The organism is Nannocystis punicea, assembly GCF_026965555.1.
Lineage (GTDB): Bacteria > Myxococcota_A > Polyangia > Nannocystales > Nannocystaceae > Nannocystis > Nannocystis punicea.
On the sequence record NZ_CP114040.1, the window covers coordinates 9,750,215 to 9,768,891 of the forward strand.

17 protein-coding genes are annotated in these 18,677 nt (G+C 70.1%); 6 read left to right on the forward strand and 11 right to left on the reverse strand.

Features of this window, described 5'->3' with window-relative positions; genetic code table 11:
* Nucleotides 1–181: 181 nt before the first annotated feature.
* The 5 genes from O0S08_RS37215 to O0S08_RS37235 all read right to left on the reverse strand — a co-directional run bounded on the left by O0S08_RS37215 (nt 182) and on the right by O0S08_RS37235 (nt 4,122).
* Entirely contained in the window at nt 182–1,303 is a 1,122-nt protein-coding gene (locus O0S08_RS37215; protein ID WP_269034215.1) for a methanobactin export MATE transporter MbnM, read from the reverse strand.
* Entirely contained in the window at nt 1,303–2,196 is an 894-nt protein-coding gene (locus O0S08_RS37220) for an MbnP family copper-binding protein (RefSeq protein ID WP_269034216.1), read from the reverse strand. The genes O0S08_RS37215 and O0S08_RS37220 overlap by 1 nt, the downstream gene beginning before the upstream one ends.
* A 128-nt stretch (nt 2,197–2,324) precedes the next feature.
* A complete protein-coding gene (locus tag O0S08_RS37225) occupies nt 2,325–2,855 on the reverse strand; it encodes a hypothetical protein (RefSeq protein WP_269034217.1) in 531 nt (176 codons plus the stop codon).
* Nucleotides 2,856–3,013: 158 nt separating this feature from the next.
* On the reverse strand, nt 3,014–3,847 hold the full coding sequence (locus tag O0S08_RS37230; RefSeq protein ID WP_269034218.1) for a hypothetical protein: 834 nt from the start codon (nt 3,845–3,847) through the stop codon (nt 3,014–3,016).
* The gene (locus O0S08_RS37235) at nt 3,832–4,122 is read right to left on the reverse strand and encodes a c-type cytochrome (protein ID WP_269034219.1); all 291 of its coding nucleotides are present in this window, start codon (nt 4,120–4,122) and stop codon (nt 3,832–3,834) included. Before O0S08_RS37235 ends, O0S08_RS37230 begins: the two co-directional genes overlap by 16 nt.
* Nucleotides 4,123–5,329: 1,207 nt before the next feature.
* Between O0S08_RS37235 and O0S08_RS37240 the strand changes: the two genes are divergently transcribed.
* Complete coding sequence (locus tag O0S08_RS37240) at nt 5,330–6,475, forward strand: WD40 repeat domain-containing protein (RefSeq protein WP_269034220.1); 1,146 nt, start codon at nt 5,330–5,332, stop codon at nt 6,473–6,475.
* 101 nt (nt 6,476–6,576) lie between these two features.
* Nucleotides 6,577–6,924, forward strand: a complete 348-nt coding sequence (locus tag O0S08_RS37245) for a hypothetical protein (RefSeq protein ID WP_371879514.1) — start codon at nt 6,577–6,579, stop codon at nt 6,922–6,924.
* A 43-nt stretch (nt 6,925–6,967) separates the two neighbouring features.
* On the opposite strand, the gene O0S08_RS37250 is transcribed toward O0S08_RS37245, so the two are convergent.
* From O0S08_RS37250 to O0S08_RS37260, 3 genes are read right to left on the reverse strand one after another with little or no spacing between them, the layout of a single operon-like run.
* On the reverse strand, nt 6,968–8,326 hold the full coding sequence (locus tag O0S08_RS37250) for a DUF3526 domain-containing protein (RefSeq protein ID WP_269034222.1): 1,359 nt from the start codon (nt 8,324–8,326) through the stop codon (nt 6,968–6,970).
* A gap of 50 nt (nt 8,327–8,376) precedes the next feature.
* Nucleotides 8,377–9,768: a DUF3526 domain-containing protein gene (locus O0S08_RS37255; RefSeq protein ID WP_269034223.1), complete on the reverse strand. Its 1,392-nt coding sequence runs from the start codon at nt 9,766–9,768 to the stop codon at nt 8,377–8,379.
* Complete coding sequence (locus O0S08_RS37260) at nt 9,765–10,487, reverse strand: ABC transporter ATP-binding protein (RefSeq protein WP_269034224.1); 723 nt, start codon at nt 10,485–10,487, stop codon at nt 9,765–9,767. Before O0S08_RS37260 ends, O0S08_RS37255 begins: the two co-directional genes overlap by 4 nt.
* Before the next feature lie 129 nt (nt 10,488–10,616).
* On the opposite strand from O0S08_RS37260, the gene zigA reads away from it, so the two are divergent.
* From zigA to O0S08_RS37280, 4 genes are read left to right on the forward strand one after another with little or no spacing between them, the layout of a single operon-like run.
* Entirely contained in the window at nt 10,617–11,843 is a 1,227-nt protein-coding gene (zigA, locus tag O0S08_RS37265) for a zinc metallochaperone GTPase ZigA (protein WP_269034225.1), read from the forward strand.
* Nucleotides 11,844–11,882: 39 nt separating this feature from the next.
* Nucleotides 11,883–12,701 (forward strand): class I SAM-dependent methyltransferase, encoded by an 819-nt coding sequence (locus O0S08_RS37270; protein ID WP_269034226.1) that lies wholly within the window; start codon nt 11,883–11,885, stop codon nt 12,699–12,701.
* 12 nt (nt 12,702–12,713) lie between these two features.
* Entirely contained in the window at nt 12,714–13,715 is a 1,002-nt protein-coding gene (locus O0S08_RS37275; protein WP_269034227.1) for a hypothetical protein, read from the forward strand.
* Nucleotides 13,712–15,526, forward strand: coding sequence for a DUF5829 family protein (locus O0S08_RS37280; RefSeq protein ID WP_269034228.1), 1,815 nt, complete (start codon nt 13,712–13,714; stop codon nt 15,524–15,526). The genes O0S08_RS37275 and O0S08_RS37280 overlap by 4 nt, the downstream gene beginning before the upstream one ends.
* A 312-nt stretch (nt 15,527–15,838) precedes the next feature.
* Here O0S08_RS37280 and O0S08_RS37285 read toward each other — a convergent pair whose 3' ends face one another.
* The 3 genes from O0S08_RS37285 to O0S08_RS37295 form a co-directional block, all read right to left on the reverse strand.
* The gene (locus O0S08_RS37285) at nt 15,839–16,207 is read right to left on the reverse strand and encodes a hypothetical protein (protein ID WP_269034229.1); all 369 of its coding nucleotides are present in this window, start codon (nt 16,205–16,207) and stop codon (nt 15,839–15,841) included.
* 244 nt (nt 16,208–16,451) lie between these two features.
* Nucleotides 16,452–17,321, reverse strand: coding sequence for a hypothetical protein (locus O0S08_RS37290; protein ID WP_269034230.1), 870 nt, complete (start codon nt 17,319–17,321; stop codon nt 16,452–16,454).
* A 181-nt stretch (nt 17,322–17,502) separates the two neighbouring features.
* On the reverse strand, nt 17,503–18,675 hold the full coding sequence (locus tag O0S08_RS37295; RefSeq protein ID WP_269034231.1) for an FAD/NAD(P)-binding protein: 1,173 nt from the start codon (nt 18,673–18,675) through the stop codon (nt 17,503–17,505).
* Nucleotides 18,676–18,677 lie beyond the last annotated feature (2 nt).

Sequence of the window (18,677 nt, forward strand, 5' to 3'; positions counted from 1 at the left end):
CGGCCCTGCGCGTCGCTCATCCGCGTGGGCAGCGCTCGCCGTCCTGACGGCAGGTCTCACGCGGTTTGAGCTGCCGCTACGGGTTCGCGTCGAGCAATGCACCGACGAGGCGCGGCCCAGAATGGCACCCGGCCGAGCCCGCGCGTGGGAACGGCCAGGACACAAACCTGCGACGCGATCTTCACTGCCATGGATCTGCGAGCTGCGGATCGGTCAAGAAGGTGTCGTCGGTGAGGCTGTCGAGGAAGGCGAGCACGTCGGCGCGCTCGTCCTCCGTCAGCTCGAAGCCGCGGATGAAGCTGCTCTTGAACGGATTGGCGCTGCCGACCCCGGCGTTCGGGCCGTCGACTATCGTGCGCCCGCCGGCGGCGTAGTGGTCGAGGACCTCGGACAGCGTCGCAATGCTGCCGTCGTGCATGTACGGCGCCGTCACGGCGACGTTGCGCAGCGTCGGCACGCGGAAGCGGCCCATGTCGGCCGCCACGCCCGTGAACTCGTGCAGGCCGGTGTTGCCGGCGGGGTAGCCGCCCTTGCCGTCGATGTTGTAGAGGCCCGTGTTGTGGAAGATGCCGTTGCGCGGCGGCCTGCCCTCGTAGGCGATGCTGTCCTGGAAGTTGAAGCCGGCGTGGCAATGGAAGCACTCGAGCTTCTCCGAAGCGAACAGTCTCGCGCCGCTCTTCGCCGACTCCGAGATGGCGTCCTGGTCGCCGCCGAGGTACCGATCGTACGGCGAGTTACCCGACAGCAAGCTTCGTTCGAAGCAGGCCAGCGCGCGGGTCACGTTGGTCAACGTGAAGGGGTCGTCGTCGGCGGGGAACGCCTCGGCGAACAGCGCCTCGTAGCGCGGCTCTTCACGTAGCCGCTCGATGAGCACGTCCTCCATCCCGCGGAGCCCGAGCTCGACCGGATCGAACCCGAACAGCGGCGTCATCATCTGCTTCTCGAGGTCGAGGAGCAGCGGGTTGGCCCAGGTGTAGGTCGTCGAGTAGGCGATGTTGGCCAGGCTCATCGAGTTACGGGGCGTACGCTGCCCGGTCGAGCCGGTCGAGAGCGCCTCGCCGTCGGTGAAGGCGAGCTCCTGGCGGTGACAGCTCGCGCACGACTGCGTCTCGTTGCCGGACAAGCGCGTGTCGTAGAACAGATGGCGCCCGAGCTCCACCTTCTCCGCGGTCATCGGGTTGTCCTCGGGGACGAGCGGCACCGGGAGACCGACGCCGAGCGCCCACGCGTAGCCGCGATCGGGCTCGCCGTCGTCACAGGCGACGAGCGCGAGGCAGGCTGTCAGCGCGAGCGGGACACGCATCACTGCACGCGGAAGATCGCCTGGTTGGCGGAGCTGTCGCCGTTCGTCCAGTCGAGGCCAAGCGGGCTGAACATCGACGAACACAGCGCCTCGGGCCCGAAGGAGTGACAGGCGCAGGTCGTCTTGCCGTCCATCTCCTCGCACTCGGCCGACGGGGTCGCCAGCGTCAGGCCGCTGAAGACCGCGCCCCAGTCGACGGAGACCTTGCCGGTCTCGGCGACGAAGCCGTCGAGCTCGATCTCCGGCCGATTCGAGTTGGCGCAGGACACGATCTCGCCGGCCATCGCGTCGCCCTCGCAGCCGATGCTGCCGACGTGCAGGCCGACCGTGGACGGCGCATCCGCCTCGACCACGCCCCAGGCCGTGAAGAAGATGTGGCCGTAGTTCCAGCTCCACGACATGGTGGTGTCGTTGAGCGGCGCGGGGGCCTGCGTGAGGTCGGTGTGGTTCACCTCCTCCGGCACGCCGATCTTGAAGCGGAGCGCCACGAAGTCGTGCGCGCCGCCGCCGTGCCGCGGCTGGGCCGCGACGACGCCTTTTAGCGTGGTGTGCAGCTCCGGCGTGCCGTTGGCGCAGGAGCCCGAGCCGTCCTCGAAGTCGATGAGCGCGACGCCGCCGCCCTGGAAGACGCCGTCGTCCTCGATCGTCACAGGGTGCTCCTCGCCCTCGATGGTGACGAGCCGGACGTCGTGGACGTAAAAACGGAAGTCCTGCGGTGTCGCGGTCGCGCCGTCCTTGCCGAGCCCGCTGTAGCTCCGGCCGCAGGCGAACGGCTCGCCCTCGACGCGCCCCTCGAACACGATTTCGACGGGCTCGTCGGTGAAGCCAGGCTCGTGCGAGTCGCAGGCGGGGATGAGCAGCGGGAGGAGGGCGACAAGGCGGGACGGTTGCATCGTACGGTGTCCTTGAGCGGTGGCACCCGACCATACGGAGGATCGAGAGCGCTGTCTCTGCGACGTGATGTCGCGGGTCTTCTGCAGCATGAAGGCGAGCTCGGCTCACGCTGGATCGTGCTGCTCGTTCACTCGCACGGCGGCCCCTGCAGCGTGCCCTCGCACAGGGCTTCGTCACCGGCGGCAGCTTCGCACTGCATGAGGCGACAGGTGAGTACCTCGGCCGAGAACGCCTCGGCAGCGGCCGCGCACATCTCCTCGGCCTCGTGGTGATCCTCGCCCCAGGTGCCGTGATAGAGGTCGTGACAGTTGGTCAGCATGCAGGCGCAGTAATCCGCGACGGGGGAAGGTTCTTCGGTCGTCGAAGCCGGCTCGGTGGATCCGGACGTGTCCGTCGCGTGATCGGTCGTCTCGTGGTCGTGGGTCGTCTCCGTGCCGTGGTCCGTCTCGTGGTCATCCGTCGTCCCGTGATCGTGCGTCGTTCCCGTCGACGTCGGTTCGCTCGTCGTCGCGGCGCCGGTAGTCGAGGTGTCACTCGAAGTCTCGGTGGTGGCGGTGCTGCCTCCGCTGGCTTCGGTCCCGCCGTTGCCGTCGTCGCTGCAGGCGCCCGCGAGCGCGGCGATCAAGATCAGGGTGTAGGCCGACTTGGTGGTGTTCATCACCCGCGACCTTATCCGCTCGGACGACCGTCGCTGGCGCCGCGACCGTCAGTCGCATGTTCGCGGGTAGGCCCGACGTGCGACAGGCTGTCGCAGCACCGCTCGCTCTCGCCATGGCATCAGGGACATGTCGTTGGGGACATGTCCTGCTTCGCAAATCACGGCCGCATGCGGCGGCGGCGAGGCTTGACGTCGAAGCGGTAGCCGACCTGAAGCACCCCTCGCGCGAGAAACGGCGCGCCTGCGAGCGGCACCTGGACGTCGAGGCCGAGTTCGAGACCCCGCACGGAGAGGGACACCCCCTGCGTCAGAATGACGCGCGTGATGCCTGGCGCGTCGGCGGTGCCGAGGGGCATGGCCGCGTAGGCGCCCATCTTGAGCCACACCAGCCGATGCATCTGCACGAGGGCCGTCAATGCGCCTTCGGCCTCCGACATGTTCATGGGGTTGACGATCGGGTGCGGGTTGTTGCCGCCGCCGTGGTGGTGCCCGCCGCCCCCGGCGCCGGCGAGCGCGCGCGCGAAGCCGACGTTGCCGAGCAGCACGACGCGCCCGAAGTCGTTGGCCCACCAGAACTCGGGCATCGGCATCACGTGGCCCATGCCCAGCTCTCGGCTGGCGTCGCCGGTCGGGAACGTGGTCGCCATGCCGAAGCCGGCGGTGAAGTGCTCCCGGCTCCACCGCTGGATCGGGACGCGGAACGCGAGCAGCAGATCGCCGAGGCCGTAGGTCGCCAGGCCGTTGCGGGTGAGGCGGTACACCGGCTGCATCGCCATCAGCGAGAAGCGGCGGTGGTTGTACGAGAGGACCGGCGCCAGGCCCTGGTAGTCGCCCTCGTAGCTGAAATTGCGGTATCCGGCGGCGTCGAAGCGTACACCGACGAACACGCCTGGCGTACGCCATGATGACGTGCTCATCGAGTGGCACTGCTGGGCGGACGCGGGACGGATCCACGCCAGCACGCACGCCGCGACGATCAGGGCGCGCCGCACGCGACCCACTCGCCGAGCTTGCGGCGTTCTGCTTCGGTCGGCTGCGGCCCGCCTGGGGGCATTGAGGTGTTGATCGCGTCTGGGCCGGCAGCGGCGGACTCGTCGATGTGCTCGAGCTCGAGGCGCACGAGCGGCGCGGACTCGAAGTTGTGGTCGTTGGGCGCGCCCATGCGCGCCGAACCCTTGACGGCCACGGCATGACAGCGCGTGCAGTAGTTCGCCATGAAGTCCTTGCCGAAGTTGTCCCAGGTCAGCGTCGAGTCCTCGGGGCACATGGCTCCCGTAGGAGTGCCTTCATCTTCCTCTTGACACCCCGCTGCGGCGAGTGCGACGAGCGTGACGAGTCTCCGGAGCCACGAGTGCATCATCCTGAGCGTGCCCGATGTGCAACCCGCCCGCCGGCGCACGGTGCTGGTGCGTCAGGACGTCGCACACCTACCGTACCGGCGGCAATCGTAGGCGTCGGCGGCGGCGGCGCCTGAAGCTCGCTTCGCTCGAACTCGGGCCACCGCTCGCAGCATGCTCGCTTCTGCGGCGGTCACGGCCTCGTGCCGCGGCGGCTCCGAGACGGGCCTGGCCTCGCGCTTGGGTGAGGACGCTCGGCCCCCGGCAGCGGCGCCTCGCCGATCGGGTGGCGCTCGCAGCTCGCCGCGCAAGACGGCGTCGGCCGAGGATGACGGCCGCAGCGTGAAGCGTGCCCGCTCGGGTGCGTGGGTCGAGATGCGGGCGAGGTCGTGTGGGGAGCGCCGAGTGGCTGGAGCTCCAGTCACTGGTCGTGGCCTCGTCCTCGATCCGTCGACGGCCACGCACTCGGTGCTGGCGCGTGTGCTTGCGGTTGTGGCCGCCGGCGCGCAGGCCGAGCGCCCGGCCTCGTCGAACAGCCCGAGCAGCAGCCCCGTGTTGTGCTCGCCGTGGCGCTCGTCGAGCTCGACCTCGATCTGCAGCGGCCCGCCGTCCCACGTGATCGGCAGCGACGAACCCCGCGGCCGCGGCGACGCCCGCAACGCGGGGACAAGCAGACGGACCCACGGGGGGCGACAAAGCCCCGCGCACCCCGGCAAAGTGCTGCTCGCGGTCGAAGGCCGGTGAGTGATGCGGCCGTTGCTCAGGAGGCTTTACGCGCGCTGCACCGGCGAGCGTGCGTGCGTCCCGTTCCCTTGCGACGGCGCTCGGCCCCGCGTCGCCGCCAATCTCGTCTGCAGGCGGGCAGGCGAGCAGATCCGCACAACCAGACTACGTGATTCCGGCTCATGTTGATCCTCGCTCGGCGTCCGGTTGTTGCTCCCACCACCTGCCGCGACCGAACCGGCGCCCCGTCGCACGCTGCCGACGAGCCGCGCCCTTGCCCTGCGTGTCGCATGAGATCACTGTTGGACGAACAGCAGGTGGGAATGGGCGGTGTGCGTGCAGAGTCATCATCTCGAAGTTGCAATAAAATTTCAATTGCAAATAGATTGTATAAGTATAAAATGCCCAGGCATTATGGGTGCCTTCGAGCACGAGTCTGCGGCCGACGGCCCGTTCTTCCGCGCAAGAGCGGTGGCGTTGTCGCCGGAGCGGCGACTGCGGGCTCGCTGGAGCGCGCATCTGGACGACTATGTGGCGGCGCTCGACTTCTCGGTCGATGGCCGCGAACTGGCGGTCGCGTCGGCGTCCGGCCGGGTGCATGTCCTGGACGTTGCGGACGGGGAGGTGTGCCACGAGCTCGCCGCGCACCGCCACGGCGCGCTCGCGGTCGCGTTTCATCCGCGCGAGCCGCTCCTCGCCACGGCCGGGCAGGACGGCGTGGCGCGGCTCTGGTCGCTCGGCGCGGACGCAGAGTCGATCGATCTCGCCGGCGACGCCGCCTGGGTGGAGCACCTCGCGTGGAGCCCCGCCGGCGAGGCGCTCGTGACCACGTCGGGACGCTTCGTGCGGCTCTGGCGGCCGAATGGCGCCCAGATCGCGCGGGTCGGGCCCCACGCCAGCACGATCTCGGGCCTCGCATGGAGTCGCAGCCGCGACTGTTTCGCGGTCGCCTGCTACGGCGGCGTGTCGATCTGGTCGGGTCGCACGGGCAAGCCCTTGCGCAGGCTCGAATGGAAAGCGTCGATGCTCTCGGTGGCGTGGAGTTCGGCCAGCAACTACCTCGCCTGCGGGTGTCAAGACGGCTCGGTGCATCTCTGGTGGTTGACGACGGGCGACGATCTCGAGATGGGCGGCTATCCTCTCAAGGTCGAGCCGCTGGCGTTCGACGCGCGGGGCGAATGGCTGGCCACCGGCGGCGGTGTAGACGTCGCGGTGTGGGACCTCCGCGGCGATGGACCCGCCGGGCGAACGCCGGTGCTCTTGCACGCCCATCGAGTTCCTGTCCGCGCGCTGTCGTTCGCTCGCACGCTCCTCGCTTCCGGCGCCAGCGACGGCTTACTGTGTCTCTGGCGCCCGGAGCGGGACGACCGCCTCCTCGCCTTCGCGGTGCATGACGCCGGCCTCACCCGTATTGCCTGGCACCCGAATGGGACGTGCCTCGCTGCAGGTGACGCGGACGGCGGGGTCTCGCTCTGGGATGTTCCGCCACGTTTGGGGGCAGACGGCGCGGCGGCTGGTTCGCCGACGGGTCGTGCGTCCCGGACGGACCGGAATGCATGAACCTCCGCCTCAGCTTGGTTGCTCGCGGCAAGTGACGGCGCATGCTCGATCGAGACGGCGAGGCCGCGGCTCGCGGCGGCAGAGAGGGAACAGGTACGTGCATGGCTGAACACCACACTCACGGGGAGCACCCGCATCAACACGGCGCTGGTTGCGGGCATCCTGGCGTGCAACACGATGGGCACGTCGACTATCTCCACGACGGTCACCTGCACCATCCCCACGCGGACCACTACGACGAGCATCAGCTCGAGGTCTCCGACGCCAACCCCGACGGATGCACGCCGGAGCACCGCTGCGGCGGTCACGCCGACGGCCATACGCACGGCGCCGACTGCGGTCACCCGGCCGTGCCGCACGGAGATCACGTGGACTACCTGGTCGGTGATCATCTCCACCACCCGCATGGCGGCCACTGCGACCATCACGGGCGCGTGAAGCTGGCCTGATAGGCGCGACCTCTACCTGCGAGGATGACTCCGTCGACCGGAGTCATCCAACGTCCGGTCCGCTCACCGGCGGCTCTCCACGCCGCAGGCGAAGGACTCCCCAGAGCAGCAGGCCCGCGGAAGCGACGACGAGCAGCCCGAGCGGCGGCACCAGGCGGACGGCCACCTGCGCGGGCTCCTCCTCGACGAACCTGAACCGCGGAAGCGCGTCGTATTCGACGGCTGCCAGCCGTCGCCCGGCGTACAGCCGCGGCGCCATCTCCGCGCGCAGCGAGTCGACGAACGCCAGCACCTGCGCGCCGAAGGCCGTGTGGCGGGCTGGGCCCGTTCCAGCGAGCTCGCTCAGGGCCTCGTGGACCAGGACCGGCGGGGATACCCACGACGAGGCGCGCACGAGCTCCGTGCGCGCCTCGAGCTGCGCGGCGAAGGCCGCGAAGCGCGGGGCCGTCTCCTCCTCGATGGTGCGCTGGACCCGGTAGTAGCCGCGCGCCCACGCGAACGCGTCGTCGCCGGTGAGCTCCGGGTGGTCGTGGATCCACGCCGCAGCCCGATTCTCGGCGGCGCGGAGTTCGCCGACCAGCACCATCCGCGAGGGCAGCGGGAGCGCCTGCTCGACGACGGTGTTGATCGCGGCCGGCAACAGCAGCACCAGCGAAACCCACGCGCCAGCGAGGGTCATTGCGTTGGCGGCCGAGCTGCGGCGGCGGGTGTTCACGGCGAAGGCCAGCGCGGACCAGAAGAGCGCGTAGACGGCTGCGACCGCGAGCCACGCGAGCAACGCGACGGTGACCCCCGTCCCGAGAGTCACGGCCGCAGCGACGCCGAACAGCCCGAGCAGCGCGAGGAGCACGACGAGCCGCGCCGCGAACTTGGCCAGCAAGAAGCCCGCCGGGGAGATCGGCTGCGAGAGGACGAGCCGCAAGGTGCCGCGCTCGCGCTCACCCGCCAGCAGATCGAAGGTCAGGCCGATGACGAGCAGCGGCAGCAGGTACACGACGACGAACGCCGCGTCGAAGGTGCCTGCCTGGAGCTGCTCCGGATCGGCGAGCGATTGGCGAGTGAGGACCGTGTCGCTGCGGCCCCACAGCGAGACCTCGGCGACGCTGGCGGCGAGGTCGCGCTGCCCGGTCGCGAGCGCGGCGAGGGGCCCTGGCGGCAGCGCTGCGGCCACCCTGTAATCGAGCGGGCTGCCGGCGAAGGGCCGCTCCTCGGCACGCACTCGGCCGGCCTCGACGTCCGCGACCTCCTCCCGCTTCTGCGCGACCTCGGCGTCGATGTCGTGCTGCACGCGAGCGAGCTGCTCCGCGTCCGTGAGCGTCCACGCCCGACCCCGGGCGAGGGCGTATCCGAAGCAGAGGAGCAGCACGAGCGCGCCGAGGCGCAACGTCGGCTCGCGGAGCAAGAGGCGGAGCTGAGATCGAAGGAGCGAGGGCCGCACGAGGCTCTCCGGGTTCAGGGGTCGACGTGGAGGCGCCGCGCCGACGCGAGCGCCAGCGACGTCGCCAGGAGAAACAGCGCAGCGAGGATCGCAAGGCCGCGCAAATCTGCGGGCGACGGGTCGGCGTCGTCCCGGCGGAGCTCACCCAGCTCGCGCCACAGCTCGGGCCCGGCGAGGTACTTGAACGGGCTCGCGCCCGGGTGCTGCGTGACGTCCTCGTTGAGGCGGCGGACGAGCGCTCGTCGGTGCTCCTCCGCCGCCGCCGCGAACTCGCGGTGAGCGGCGAGATCGGTGCCGCACAGCGCGGCGGACAGCGGCTGCAGGGCGAGCCGCGGCGACAGTAGCGCCAGCGCCAGCCGGAGATCCGCCTGACGCCGGTAGATCGCGTACAGCTCGCCGTAGCGACGGTCGTAGACGCGGTCGCCGTACTCCTCACCGGCCTGCAGCGCGACGCCGGCGAAGTTGACCGGCAGCTGCTCGACCGTCTTCACGTCGTACCGGGCGAGCAGCTCGGCCTTGAGCGCCTCGGTTCGGCTGTCCTTTGGGTCATGTCCGTTGATCCCCTGTTTGATGTCGCGCGCGACCTGGGCGAAGAAGTCGTGCTCCGACGGGGTCGGACATGCCCAGGCGGCGATGTCGGAGGCGATCCGCGGGACCGCGACGACCGCGGCGACCCACAGCGCGAGCGAGCCGACCAGCGCCGCGCTCGAGGTGCGCGCGCGCGCCGAGATCGCCAGGTTGAGCGCGGCGAAGCAGCCGAGGTAGAGGCCGTAGCCGAGCGCGAGCAAGCCGACGTACGGCAGCCCGTTCGCTCCGGCGAGCGCCGCCGCCGAAAGCAGCGCCACGAGCAGCAGCGGCGCGAGCACCAGCATCGCCGCGGCGAGCTTGCCGAGTACGAGCGCCTGCGGCCTGACGCCCTGGCTCACGAGCAGGCGGAGTGTGCCGCGCTCGCGTTCGCCGGCGATCGCCGCGAAGGTCAGGAGCAGCGCGAGCAGCGGGCCGATCACTTGCAGGATGTTCGCGGCCGTCAGGTCTCCGAAGCGCTGGACCGCCGGCGCGTCGTCGGCGGGGCGGTGTACGAGCGTGTTCTGGCGGTGCGCCTCGAGCCACACGGCGCTCCCGAGGTAGCGGTCGACCCCGCGGTCGAACAGCGCGAGCCCCGAGATCGGCTTGAACGCGTATTGCCCGAAGTGCGCCGCCCCATGGGGGTTCTTCGGACCCTGCTCAAGCCAGTTGGCCCGCTCCAGCGCCGCCGCCTCCTCGCGCTGCGCCTGCAGGGCGCGCACGTTCGTCGCGCCGACGATCACCGCGACCGCGAGCAAGCCGAGGGTGAGCACGACCACCGTGAGGATCCGGCCGTCGCGCCAGGCGGAGCGCAGCTCGTGCCGCACGATCCGGCCGATCATGCCGCCGCCTCCTCCGCGGCGCGGCGTACGTGCTCGAGGTAGACGCGCTCGAGGTCATCGCCTGCGAGGTCGCCGCTGCCGCCCTCCCACACCAGACGTCCGGCGGACATGATGCCGATCCGGCTCGCCAGGTCGCGGGCGCGGAAGAGGTCGTGCGTGGCCATCAAGACGGCGACGCCCTCGTCGCACATCGACCGCACGAGCCGCGAGAACTCGAACGACGCGCGCGGGTCGAGACCGGAGGTCGGCTCGTCGAGGAGCAGGGCGCGCGCCCGCTTGGCGACCGCGATCGCCAGCCCGACCTTCTGTCGCATCCCCTTGGAGTACTCGCCGCTGCGGCGGTGATGCGCCGCCGCAGGCAGCCCCACCCGCTCGAGCAGGGCCGTGACCTCGGGCCCCGACACGGCGCTGCCGCCCAGCCCCGCGAAGTACTCGAGGTTCTCCGCGCCGCTCAGGTGCGGATAGAGGTGGACCTGTTCGGGGATGTACGCGAGGTGCCGCTTGCTCTCGAGCAAGTGATGCTGCACGTCGAGGCCGCACACCCACGCGCGACCGGCGGTCGGCGCGGCGAAGCCGAGGAACAGGTTCATCGTCGTGCTCTTGCCCGCTCCGTTCGGACCGAGCAGGCAGTACACCTCCCCGGGCCGCACCTCCAGCTCGAGGCCCGCGAGCGCCTCCACTTCTCCGTATCGCTTCGTCAGCGCCTCGGCACGCAGCATGGTCCGACTCCGTCTCGATTCGACACGATAGAGATCGCAGGTGGTTTCTGCCCGGGCAAGGACCCTGACGACTTTTTCGATATGAGATTGCTCTTGCAATGGCATTGCATCTGTGCGACGGTCGAGCGCGTGGAGACTCAGCCCGATCCGCGCCTCCCCGTCACCGTGCTGTCCGGCTTCCTCGGCGCCGGCAAGACGACGCTGCTGAACGCCGTGCTGCGCAACCGCGCCGGTCTCAGGGTCGCCGTCATCGTCAACGACATGAGCGAGATCAACGTCGACGCGCAGCTCGTCCGCGAGGGCGGCGCCGCGCTCAGCCGGGTCGACGAGCGCCTGGTCGAGATGAGCAACGGCTGCATCTGCTGCACGCTGCGCGAGGACCTGCTGGTCGAGATCTCCCGCCTCGCCCGCGAGGGCCGGTTCGACTACCTCCTGATCGAGTCGACCGGCATCTCCGAGCCGCTCCCGGTCGCCGAGACCTTCACGTTTCCGGACGAACAGGGCGCGCGCCTCGCCGACGTGGCGCGGCTCGACACGATGGTCTCCGTGGTCGACGGGGTCAACTTCCTCCGCGACTACGAGGCCTCGATGAGCCTGCGCCAGCGCGGCGCGGCGCTGAACGACGAGGACCGGCGCACGATCACCGATCTCCTCGTCGACCAGGTCGAGTTCGCCGACGTGCTCGTCGTCAGCAAGGCGGACCTCGTCACGCCCGCGGAGCTCGACCGCCTCGAGGCGATTCTCCGCAGCCTCAACCGCGAGGCGAGGATCGTCCGCGCGGCCAACGGCGAGCTGCCGCTGTCGGAGGTGCTCAACACCGGGCTCTTCGACTTCGCCCGCGCCTCCCAGGCCGCCGGATGGCTGAAGGAGATCCGCGGCGAGCACAGGCCCGAGACGCTCGAGTACGGGATCTCGAGCTTCGTGTACCGCGCGGGCGTCCCGTTCCATCCGCGGCGCTTCTGGGCGCATATCCAGCGCAAGTGGCCGGGTGTGCTGCGCTCGAAGGGGATCTTCTGGCTCGCCACGCGGATGAACGAAGCGATGAGCTGGTCGCACGCCGGTCGAACCCTGCGCGTCGGTCAGGCGGGCCTGTGGTGGGCGACGCAGCCGCGCCGGAAGTGGCCCGGCGACGCTGCCGCGCGCGCGGAGATCGAGCGCCACTTCCGCCCGAAGTGGGGCGACCGCCGTCAGGAGATCGTGCTGATCGGCAGCGCCATGGACCGCGACGCGTTGACCGCCGAGTTCGACGCGTGCCTGCTGACCCCCGACGAGATGCGCGGCGGGCCGCGGACCTGGATCACCCTCGAAGACCCGTTCCCCGAGATGCGCGCCGAGCCGGCATCCGAGTCGGCCTGAAGGGCGCACGCTCGACCTTTCGTCAAGGACCGTCACGCGATGACCACCCCTGCCACCTTTCAACAACCGACCGCCTGGGACAGCGTCGAGGCCGGCTACACCGATCTGTTCGCCCCCGTGCTCGCACGCTACGCCCGCGCGGCCGTCGAGCTCGCGGGCCCGGACCGGGACGCGCGCGTGCTCGACGTCGCCGCGGGCCCCGGCACCCTCGCGTTGCTCGTCGCCCCGGAGGTCGGTCACGTCTCGGCCCTCGACTTCTCGCCGGTGATGATCGAGCGACTCCAGGCCGCGGCGAGCTTGCGGGGGCTCGGCAACGTGGAGGCGGTGGTCGGTGACGGGCAGGCGCTGCCGTACGCGGATGCGGCGTTCGACGTCGCGTTCTCGATGTTCGGGCTGATCTTCTTCCTCGATCGGGCGCTCGGCCTGCGCGAGCTCCGGCGGGTCCTCCGGTCAGGTGGGCGCGCGGTCGTCGGGTCCTGGGCCCCGCTCGACCCAGGGACGCCGCCGGTCGTCCTCTCCGAGTGCCTGCGCGCGGCGCTGGCCGGACCGGGGGGCCCGCCGCTCGAGCTGCCGCTCGCCACGCAGGAGGCGATGCATGACGCGCTCGCGGACGCTGGCTTCGAGCAGATCGTAGTATCGCGGGCCACGCACGAATTCGTCGCGGCGGACGTCGACGCGTTCTGGGCCGTGCACGCGCGCGCCAACGTGCTGCTCGCGCCGCTCTTGAACGGCAGGGCGGCCGAAGCCCGCGAACGCCTCGCGGCTCGAGTCGTCGGGGATCTGCGCGACCGCCTGGGCGGCGGAGAGATCCGCTATTCACAGACTGCGCTGCTGGGGCTCGGCGTGCGCGGCGCCTGAAGGAGCGACGTCATGCGCGAAATGTTCGTACCACCGTGGTGGCTGCCGTGGATCGTCGCGGGGTTCGCCGCGAGCTGCGGCGCCGATAGCAATCCCGGGGAGACGGCCACCGCCGGCGCCACCGAGGCCGTTTCGACGACCGGCGACATGTCGACGGACGCCGCACCGACCGTCACCGGCGATGACGCGAGCGCGACCGACACAAGCGGCGACCTCCCCGAGACGCCGACCGTCCCGTGCTCCGAGTGCTTCCCGCTCGAACAGTTGCCGGACGATCTGCGCGCCCAGGCCGAGGATCTGCTGCTGCTCGCGCTCGACCGCGAGGCGCTCTACACCATCGCAGCCGACATCAAGCCGATGAGCTCGGGCTTCGCTGAGCTCAGCTATCCCGCGGACGGGCCGACGCCCCCCGAGCTCGAGGCGCTGCGCACGATCGTGGCCGCGTTCACCTGCACCCCCGAGTTGACCGCGAGCGTCCAGGTGTTCCACGCGACCTTCGACGGCGTCGCCTACTCCGACGGCGTGGTCTTCCACGTCCCGCGCGTGCGGGAGACCGTCGAGGCCTTCGCCGATCTGTTCGCCGCCATCGGCATCGCCGCGGACGAGCCGCCGCTCGCCGTCGTCGACGCCGTCGACGCCGATCCCACGACCCGGCGCTTCCGCGGCTACGGCCATTTGTTCGGCTACCCCGAATACGCCGTCGACTTCTTCGCCGAGGCCGCGGAGCACGAGGCCATGACCGGCGAATTCGTCGAGCGAGAGTTCATCCACATCCCGACCTTCGAGTCGGCCGAAGGGCGCTTCGTCTACGCGGTGCCCGTCGGTCACCAGGAGAACGACGACGACGTGGCTCTCCGCGCGCGCGCAGCCCCGGTGCTCGCGCATTACGCCGAGCTGCGCACCACCTTCATCGGCGACGACAAGCCCGGCGTGCTCCCCCTCGTCCGCACCTGGTTCGACGACGGCTCCGGTCGATGCTCGCCGCGGCATGCGCTGATGCAGGTCGATCGATGAGCGCCGGCGAGCCGAGGCGAAGGACGTGGGCCTGGCGAGGCCTCGCGGCCGCGCTCGCGCACCTCGTCGCCTGCGGGGCCGCGGACGCGCCGGCGATCGAGCCGGACACCCGCGAGCTCGAGCCCGCACCGACGCCAGCCGCCGACCCGCCGACGCCGCTCGCCTGCGCGGTGCGGTTCGCCTCGTACGACGCGTTCATCGACGCCCTCGCGGCCAAACCTGCGGACCCGCTGGATGCGGCGCCGACGCGGGCGCAGCTCGAAGCCGCCTTCCCCGAATCGGCCTTCGCCGCCCTCCAGGCGAGAGATGGCCGGTGTCTGACGTTCCCCGAGGGACGTGTGCTGCGCCCGCGCCCGGTCCCGGGCGCGCGCTGGCCGGTGGTCGTCTTTCTCCGCGGCGGCCTCGAGCAGGGAGAGCGGCTGCGCTTCGGGAACCTCGTCGAGCTCGCCGGTCTCGCCGAGCGTGGATACATCGTCCTCGTCCCCGAGTACGGAACAGCCGTCGGCAGCGACGAGATCGGCGGCGCGGAGCACGAGCGCATCATGGCGTGGATCGACCGCGCAGCGCAGCAGCCCGACGCGGAGAGCGGCGGCTTGCTCCTGTGGGGCCACTCGCGCGGGGCCGTGAATACCCTCCAGCTCGCGCGAGATCGTCGTGACGTCGCCGCCGTCGCCGTCATGAGCGGGCTGCTCGACATGGAGGCACTGCTCGCCGCGCGCCCCGAGGTCGAGCCGACGCTCCGCGCCAGCATCCCGAACTTCGACGTCGACCGGGACGCGGCGCTCCGCGCCCGTAGCCCGATCTCCTGGGCGAACGCCATCGCGGCCCCGACGCTGCTGATCTACGGCACCGACGATCGCCGCGTCGACATCGCCCAGGCCCGACGCTTCGCCGCGATCCACGGCGAGTTGCTCGAGTTCCAGGACGGCCACATGCTGTGGTCGCATCACAGCGAGGCGCTCGACGCGCTCGACCGCTTCTTCCGCCGGCATCGGCTGCCGCCGGTGCCGCTCAACCATCTTTACGTCGTGCTCGACGCCGAGACGCACACCGCGCTCCGCACCTCCAGCTTCCTGCTCGAGGAGTTCGCGGCCGTCGACGCCGGACTGCCCCATTTCCGCCCGGTCGGTCCCGACACCGATGTGCTCTATGTCCGCGGCGCCGAGACGTACCTCGAGCTGATGGGGCCGCAGAACCACTTCGGCGAGCCCGTCGGGCAGATCGGGCTCGGCTTCGGAGTCGAGATGCCGGGGTCGCTGCCGCGGGTGTTCGCCTCGCTGCGCGCTGCCGGACTGCGACCCTTCTTCTCCAGCGACCACGTCGACTTCGCCGGGCCGGCGCCGATCCCGTGGAAGCAGACCACGGGCCCGCGCGCGCCGCTGGTCGACGGACTCGCCGTGTGGGCGTCGGAGTACGCGCCAGGCTTCGCCCACTGGCTCGATCCGCAGGGTACCGACCCAAGAGCCATCGCCCGCAGCGACTTCTTGCGGCCCCGGTTCCGCGGCGACCGCTTGCTCGCGGACATCGTCGGCGTGCGCCTGGGCGTCGCTCCCGCTGCCCGCCAGACCGTCGTCGACGGCCTGCGCGCGTTCGGATACGAGGCCCGGGGCGATGTGCTGACAGGAGCGGGGCTCGAGATCTCGCTCGATGCAGGGAGCGGTCCGACCCGGCTGCTCGCAGTCACGTTTCGTCTCACGCGCGCTGCGACCTGCGACGTCGTCCTCGGCGCCGCACACCTGCAATGCTCGGGGGACCGTGCCGAGCTCCGTCTCGGATTGGCGCAGCGCTCCCCGAGCGGAGCGGCGCCGTGACGCGAAATCGGTCTGGCCTCACTCGCCGGACCCCAACAGAGATCGGCTCGTTCGATGAGCTCCGGCACGAGTGGCCTGACGCGTGCTCTCACAGCAAATCTCGCTCGAGTTGAGCCGGAACGACCCCGCAATGTTTAGACCAGCCCGCTGCATCGGAGGAATGAAGCTCGCAACGTGAGCGATGCCCGGCCATGAGGAGGTCTCACCCGAGTGGCCCAAGCACGCGGCGCCTCGGCTGTCTGTTCGACGGCCAGAGCTTGACCGCCGAACAGACGCCATTTCTCTCAAGGGCTGTACTGCTCTTCAGATTTACTACTTTTTACCCACCTGCTGGCCATTCTGCCCCCGGTGGGCCCCGAAGACGCGAAGAACCACCTGATACTTCTCCACGTGTCCCGTCTTTCCGGCGCCATTCGAATCGATCATTCCTTGAACGTTGAGAACCTCGAATGTCTTGAAATGAAGGTCCCTGTGACGGCCATTCGGATCGGTTACCTCCCTGATGGCTGCCTCGATTGCACCTTCGACGCTTTCGCCGCAGGAAGCGATGATAATCGCATCTTGATGTTCGGTGTGAGCCGCAAACATGTTTTCCTTCCTCCGCTTTGGCGGATGATGGTAGTCTGGAGGTGCGCAGGTGGCGCAGCCAGTGACCAGGAGCACAAAACGCGCGATCTCCATGGAGCGGATACAGGGGGTAAGAATCGCTGAGCCCAGACGCGCGGGCTTCCAGGAGGATGTCTTGCGCCGCAGGCTTCGCTCATGAGGCCGCCACCGACGCCGCGGAGGCGCTCAACCGCGCGCGGTTCAAGCGTGTCAGCAAGCTCAAATCCACTTGAACCTGCAGTCAGCCGCCTCCCACGCCGCGCCTGCTCGAAGTCGCCATATGGACTTGCGAGCCCTGCACAGGCCTGCGTCTACACGCTTACACGGGGACGCAATTGAGCGGATCTTGCGGATCCGTCATATAGCCGGGGTCGCAGTGGCATTGGTCGTCGTGCTCGTGGCCGTGCCCCCCGCACTCGGCCTCGCCGCTGCTTTCGGAGGCAAGCGTGGCCTCGAAGCTCCACGTCTCCAGCACGATCGTCTCGCCCCCGGGAACCGGGGTCGTGGTGAAATCCTCGGCGATCGTGACCTCCCTCAGGGTCACGCCGTCGATCTCGCCCGCGAACAGAGAGCCAGCGCTCGTCCCCAGCGCGGTCAGCGTGATGGCCCCGCCGACCTCGGGCATCCACGCGCGCCCGCAGTGGAAATGATCGTCGTGCGCCTCACACCCGTCGCGGAAGAGCAGGCAGGTCCCGCAGGTCGCATAATCCGTCTCCGCCGCGGTCAGCGGGACGGTCGTCGGTGCCGTCGGCCCGCCGAACGCCTCGTAGATCTCGAGGTTCAGCACGCGGGTGTCCTCGATCGCTTCGAGCACCCATACCCGCTTCGTATCCACGACCTCCGTGAAGGCGCGGACCTCCTCCGGCGTGAACGTCAGGGCCTCCTCGGCGTCGCTGTCCGTCCCCTCGCTGTCTGCCCCCGTCGTGTCCGTCGCCCCGCCACCGGTTCCGGTCGGTTCGGCGGTGTCCGCGTCGTCGCCGTCGTCGCCCCCCGTCCCGGCCGGCAAACAGCTCTGCTCGTCCTTCGAAAGCACGTAGCCCGAGTCGCAGTGGCAGTGATCCCCGTGGAGCTCCCCGTTGCCCCCGCAGGCCTGCTCGGCGTCGTCGGTGGCACAGGCGGCGCCGAGCCCCAGGGTGCTGATGAAGATGAGCGCGGTGATGCTTCGGAGATCGTTCGTGATACGACGCATGTTGCCTCTCTTGGTCGCTCGGCAATTATTGCAATTTGACTGCAATAGCAATCTTAATTGTGTTTTTTAAATCCTACCTCTGCCGCGCCGATGTGGGAGAACCAGGGCCGCCGAAGTCATGACCTCTGCTTCCATTCACGAACGAGGTCCGCGAACGCACGGCCCGCGACTCACCAGGGCATCACAGCGCCTCCACCAGTCGAAGCGCCGCATAACGGGCACCGATGATGTTGCGCGCGACGGGGCCGATCTCCAGCTCCGCGAGCGGACCCGTGACGTGAAGGCCCCGGCCCCACTCGAGTCGTCCGTCGACGACGGGGTAGCCGCAAGGCGCGACGGGCAGGTCGAGCTCGACGACGGCGCGGTCGACGAGCTCCCCGCCGGGACGCCGCGGATCGAACCCGGTCGCCAGAAGCACATGGTCCGCGGCGATCGGCGGCTGTCCGGCGCAGTGCAGCAAGATCCCCCGCCCCAGCGGATCGGCGGTCGCCCGCTCGACCTCGGCCTCGATCATGCACACCGCTCCCCGCGTCAACGCCTTGCGGAGCTGCCGGTACACGTCGGGCGGCATCGACCCCCTGTGACGCACCCTGCGGAGGATGTCCCGGCGGTGGCGCATGTCGTCGGTGCGCCGGAAGTGCCGCATGCATTGCTCGCCCAGCCAGCAGACGTCGCTGTCGAACTGATGTACTCGCGGTGCATGGCGCATCAGCAGCGCGACGCCTCCGCTGTGCCGACGAGCGAGGCTGACGGCCACCTGCGCCGCAGTGATTCCCCCGCCCACCACGACCGTGCGGCCCGACGGAGCGAAGGTCTCGAGCTCCCACCCGCGATCGAACACGTGATCGATGACGCCTCCGAGCTCGCCGCGGATCGCCCGCGCCCAGCTCGGCCAATACGGTTGGTCGCCGGCCCCCGGGGCGAGCAGCACGCGTCGCGCCGTGAGCACGCCGGCGTCGGTCTCGACCGCGAGCCCGCCCTCGCGCGCGCGCACCTGCAGCGCCGTCGCACGCGACCGCAGCGCGCGCAGGTCGTTGCGCTCGATCACCGCCTCGCAGTGACGGCGGAACAGCTCGACCGAGGGCCGATGATACGGCCGCGTGAAGCGGGCCTCCGGCGCCTCGGTCTCCGCGAAGTGGTGCAGCGCCGCCGGCTGGACGTCGAGGTGATGCGCCACCGGCGAGCGCAGGAACGGCATGCCGGTGTTGCGGGTGAAGGCGTGCCAGCGCGCCAGCGGCTCGTCGTGCGGATCGAGCACGCGGATCCGGTCGCGCGACACCCGTCCTCGCTTCAGCAGTTGCGTACAGATCGCGGTGCCGTGGACACCGCCGCCGACGATCAGCCAGTCGAGCATGC

Bases quoted from the DNA above. Each gene is read 5' to 3' on its own strand.
- O0S08_RS37260 (WP_269034224.1), bottom strand. From the start codon at position 10,487: ATGCTGCGTGCCGAGGCGCTGACGAAGCGATACGGAGAAGTGGAGGCG.
- O0S08_RS37295 (WP_269034231.1), bottom strand. From the start codon at position 18,675: ATGCTCGACTGGCTGATCGTCGGCGGCGGTGTCCACGGCACCGCGATC.
- O0S08_RS37245 (WP_371879514.1), top strand. From the start codon at position 6,577: ATGGCTGAACACCACACTCACGGGGAGCACCCGCATCAACACGGCGCT.
- O0S08_RS37235 (WP_269034219.1), bottom strand. From the start codon at position 4,122: ATGTGCCCCGAGGACTCGACGCTGACCTGGGACAACTTCGGCAAGGAC.
- O0S08_RS37275 (WP_269034227.1), top strand. From the start codon at position 12,714: ATGCGCGAAATGTTCGTACCACCGTGGTGGCTGCCGTGGATCGTCGCG.
- O0S08_RS37270 (WP_269034226.1), top strand. From the start codon at position 11,883: ATGACCACCCCTGCCACCTTTCAACAACCGACCGCCTGGGACAGCGTC.
- O0S08_RS37290 (WP_269034230.1), bottom strand. From the start codon at position 17,321: ATGCGTCGTATCACGAACGATCTCCGAAGCATCACCGCGCTCATCTTC.
- O0S08_RS37220 (WP_269034216.1), bottom strand. From the start codon at position 2,196: ATGCAACCGTCCCGCCTTGTCGCCCTCCTCCCGCTGCTCATCCCCGCC.
- O0S08_RS37285 (WP_269034229.1), bottom strand. From the start codon at position 16,207: ATGGAGATCGCGCGTTTTGTGCTCCTGGTCACTGGCTGCGCCACCTGC.
- O0S08_RS37240 (WP_269034220.1), top strand. From the start codon at position 5,330: ATGGGTGCCTTCGAGCACGAGTCTGCGGCCGACGGCCCGTTCTTCCGC.
- O0S08_RS37255 (WP_269034223.1), bottom strand. From the start codon at position 9,768: ATGATCGGCCGGATCGTGCGGCACGAGCTGCGCTCCGCCTGGCGCGAC.
- O0S08_RS37280 (WP_269034228.1), top strand. From the start codon at position 13,712: ATGAGCGCCGGCGAGCCGAGGCGAAGGACGTGGGCCTGGCGAGGCCTC.
- O0S08_RS37225 (WP_269034217.1), bottom strand. From the start codon at position 2,855: ATGAACACCACCAAGTCGGCCTACACCCTGATCTTGATCGCCGCGCTC.
- O0S08_RS37215 (WP_269034215.1), bottom strand. From the start codon at position 1,303: ATGCGTGTCCCGCTCGCGCTGACAGCCTGCCTCGCGCTCGTCGCCTGT.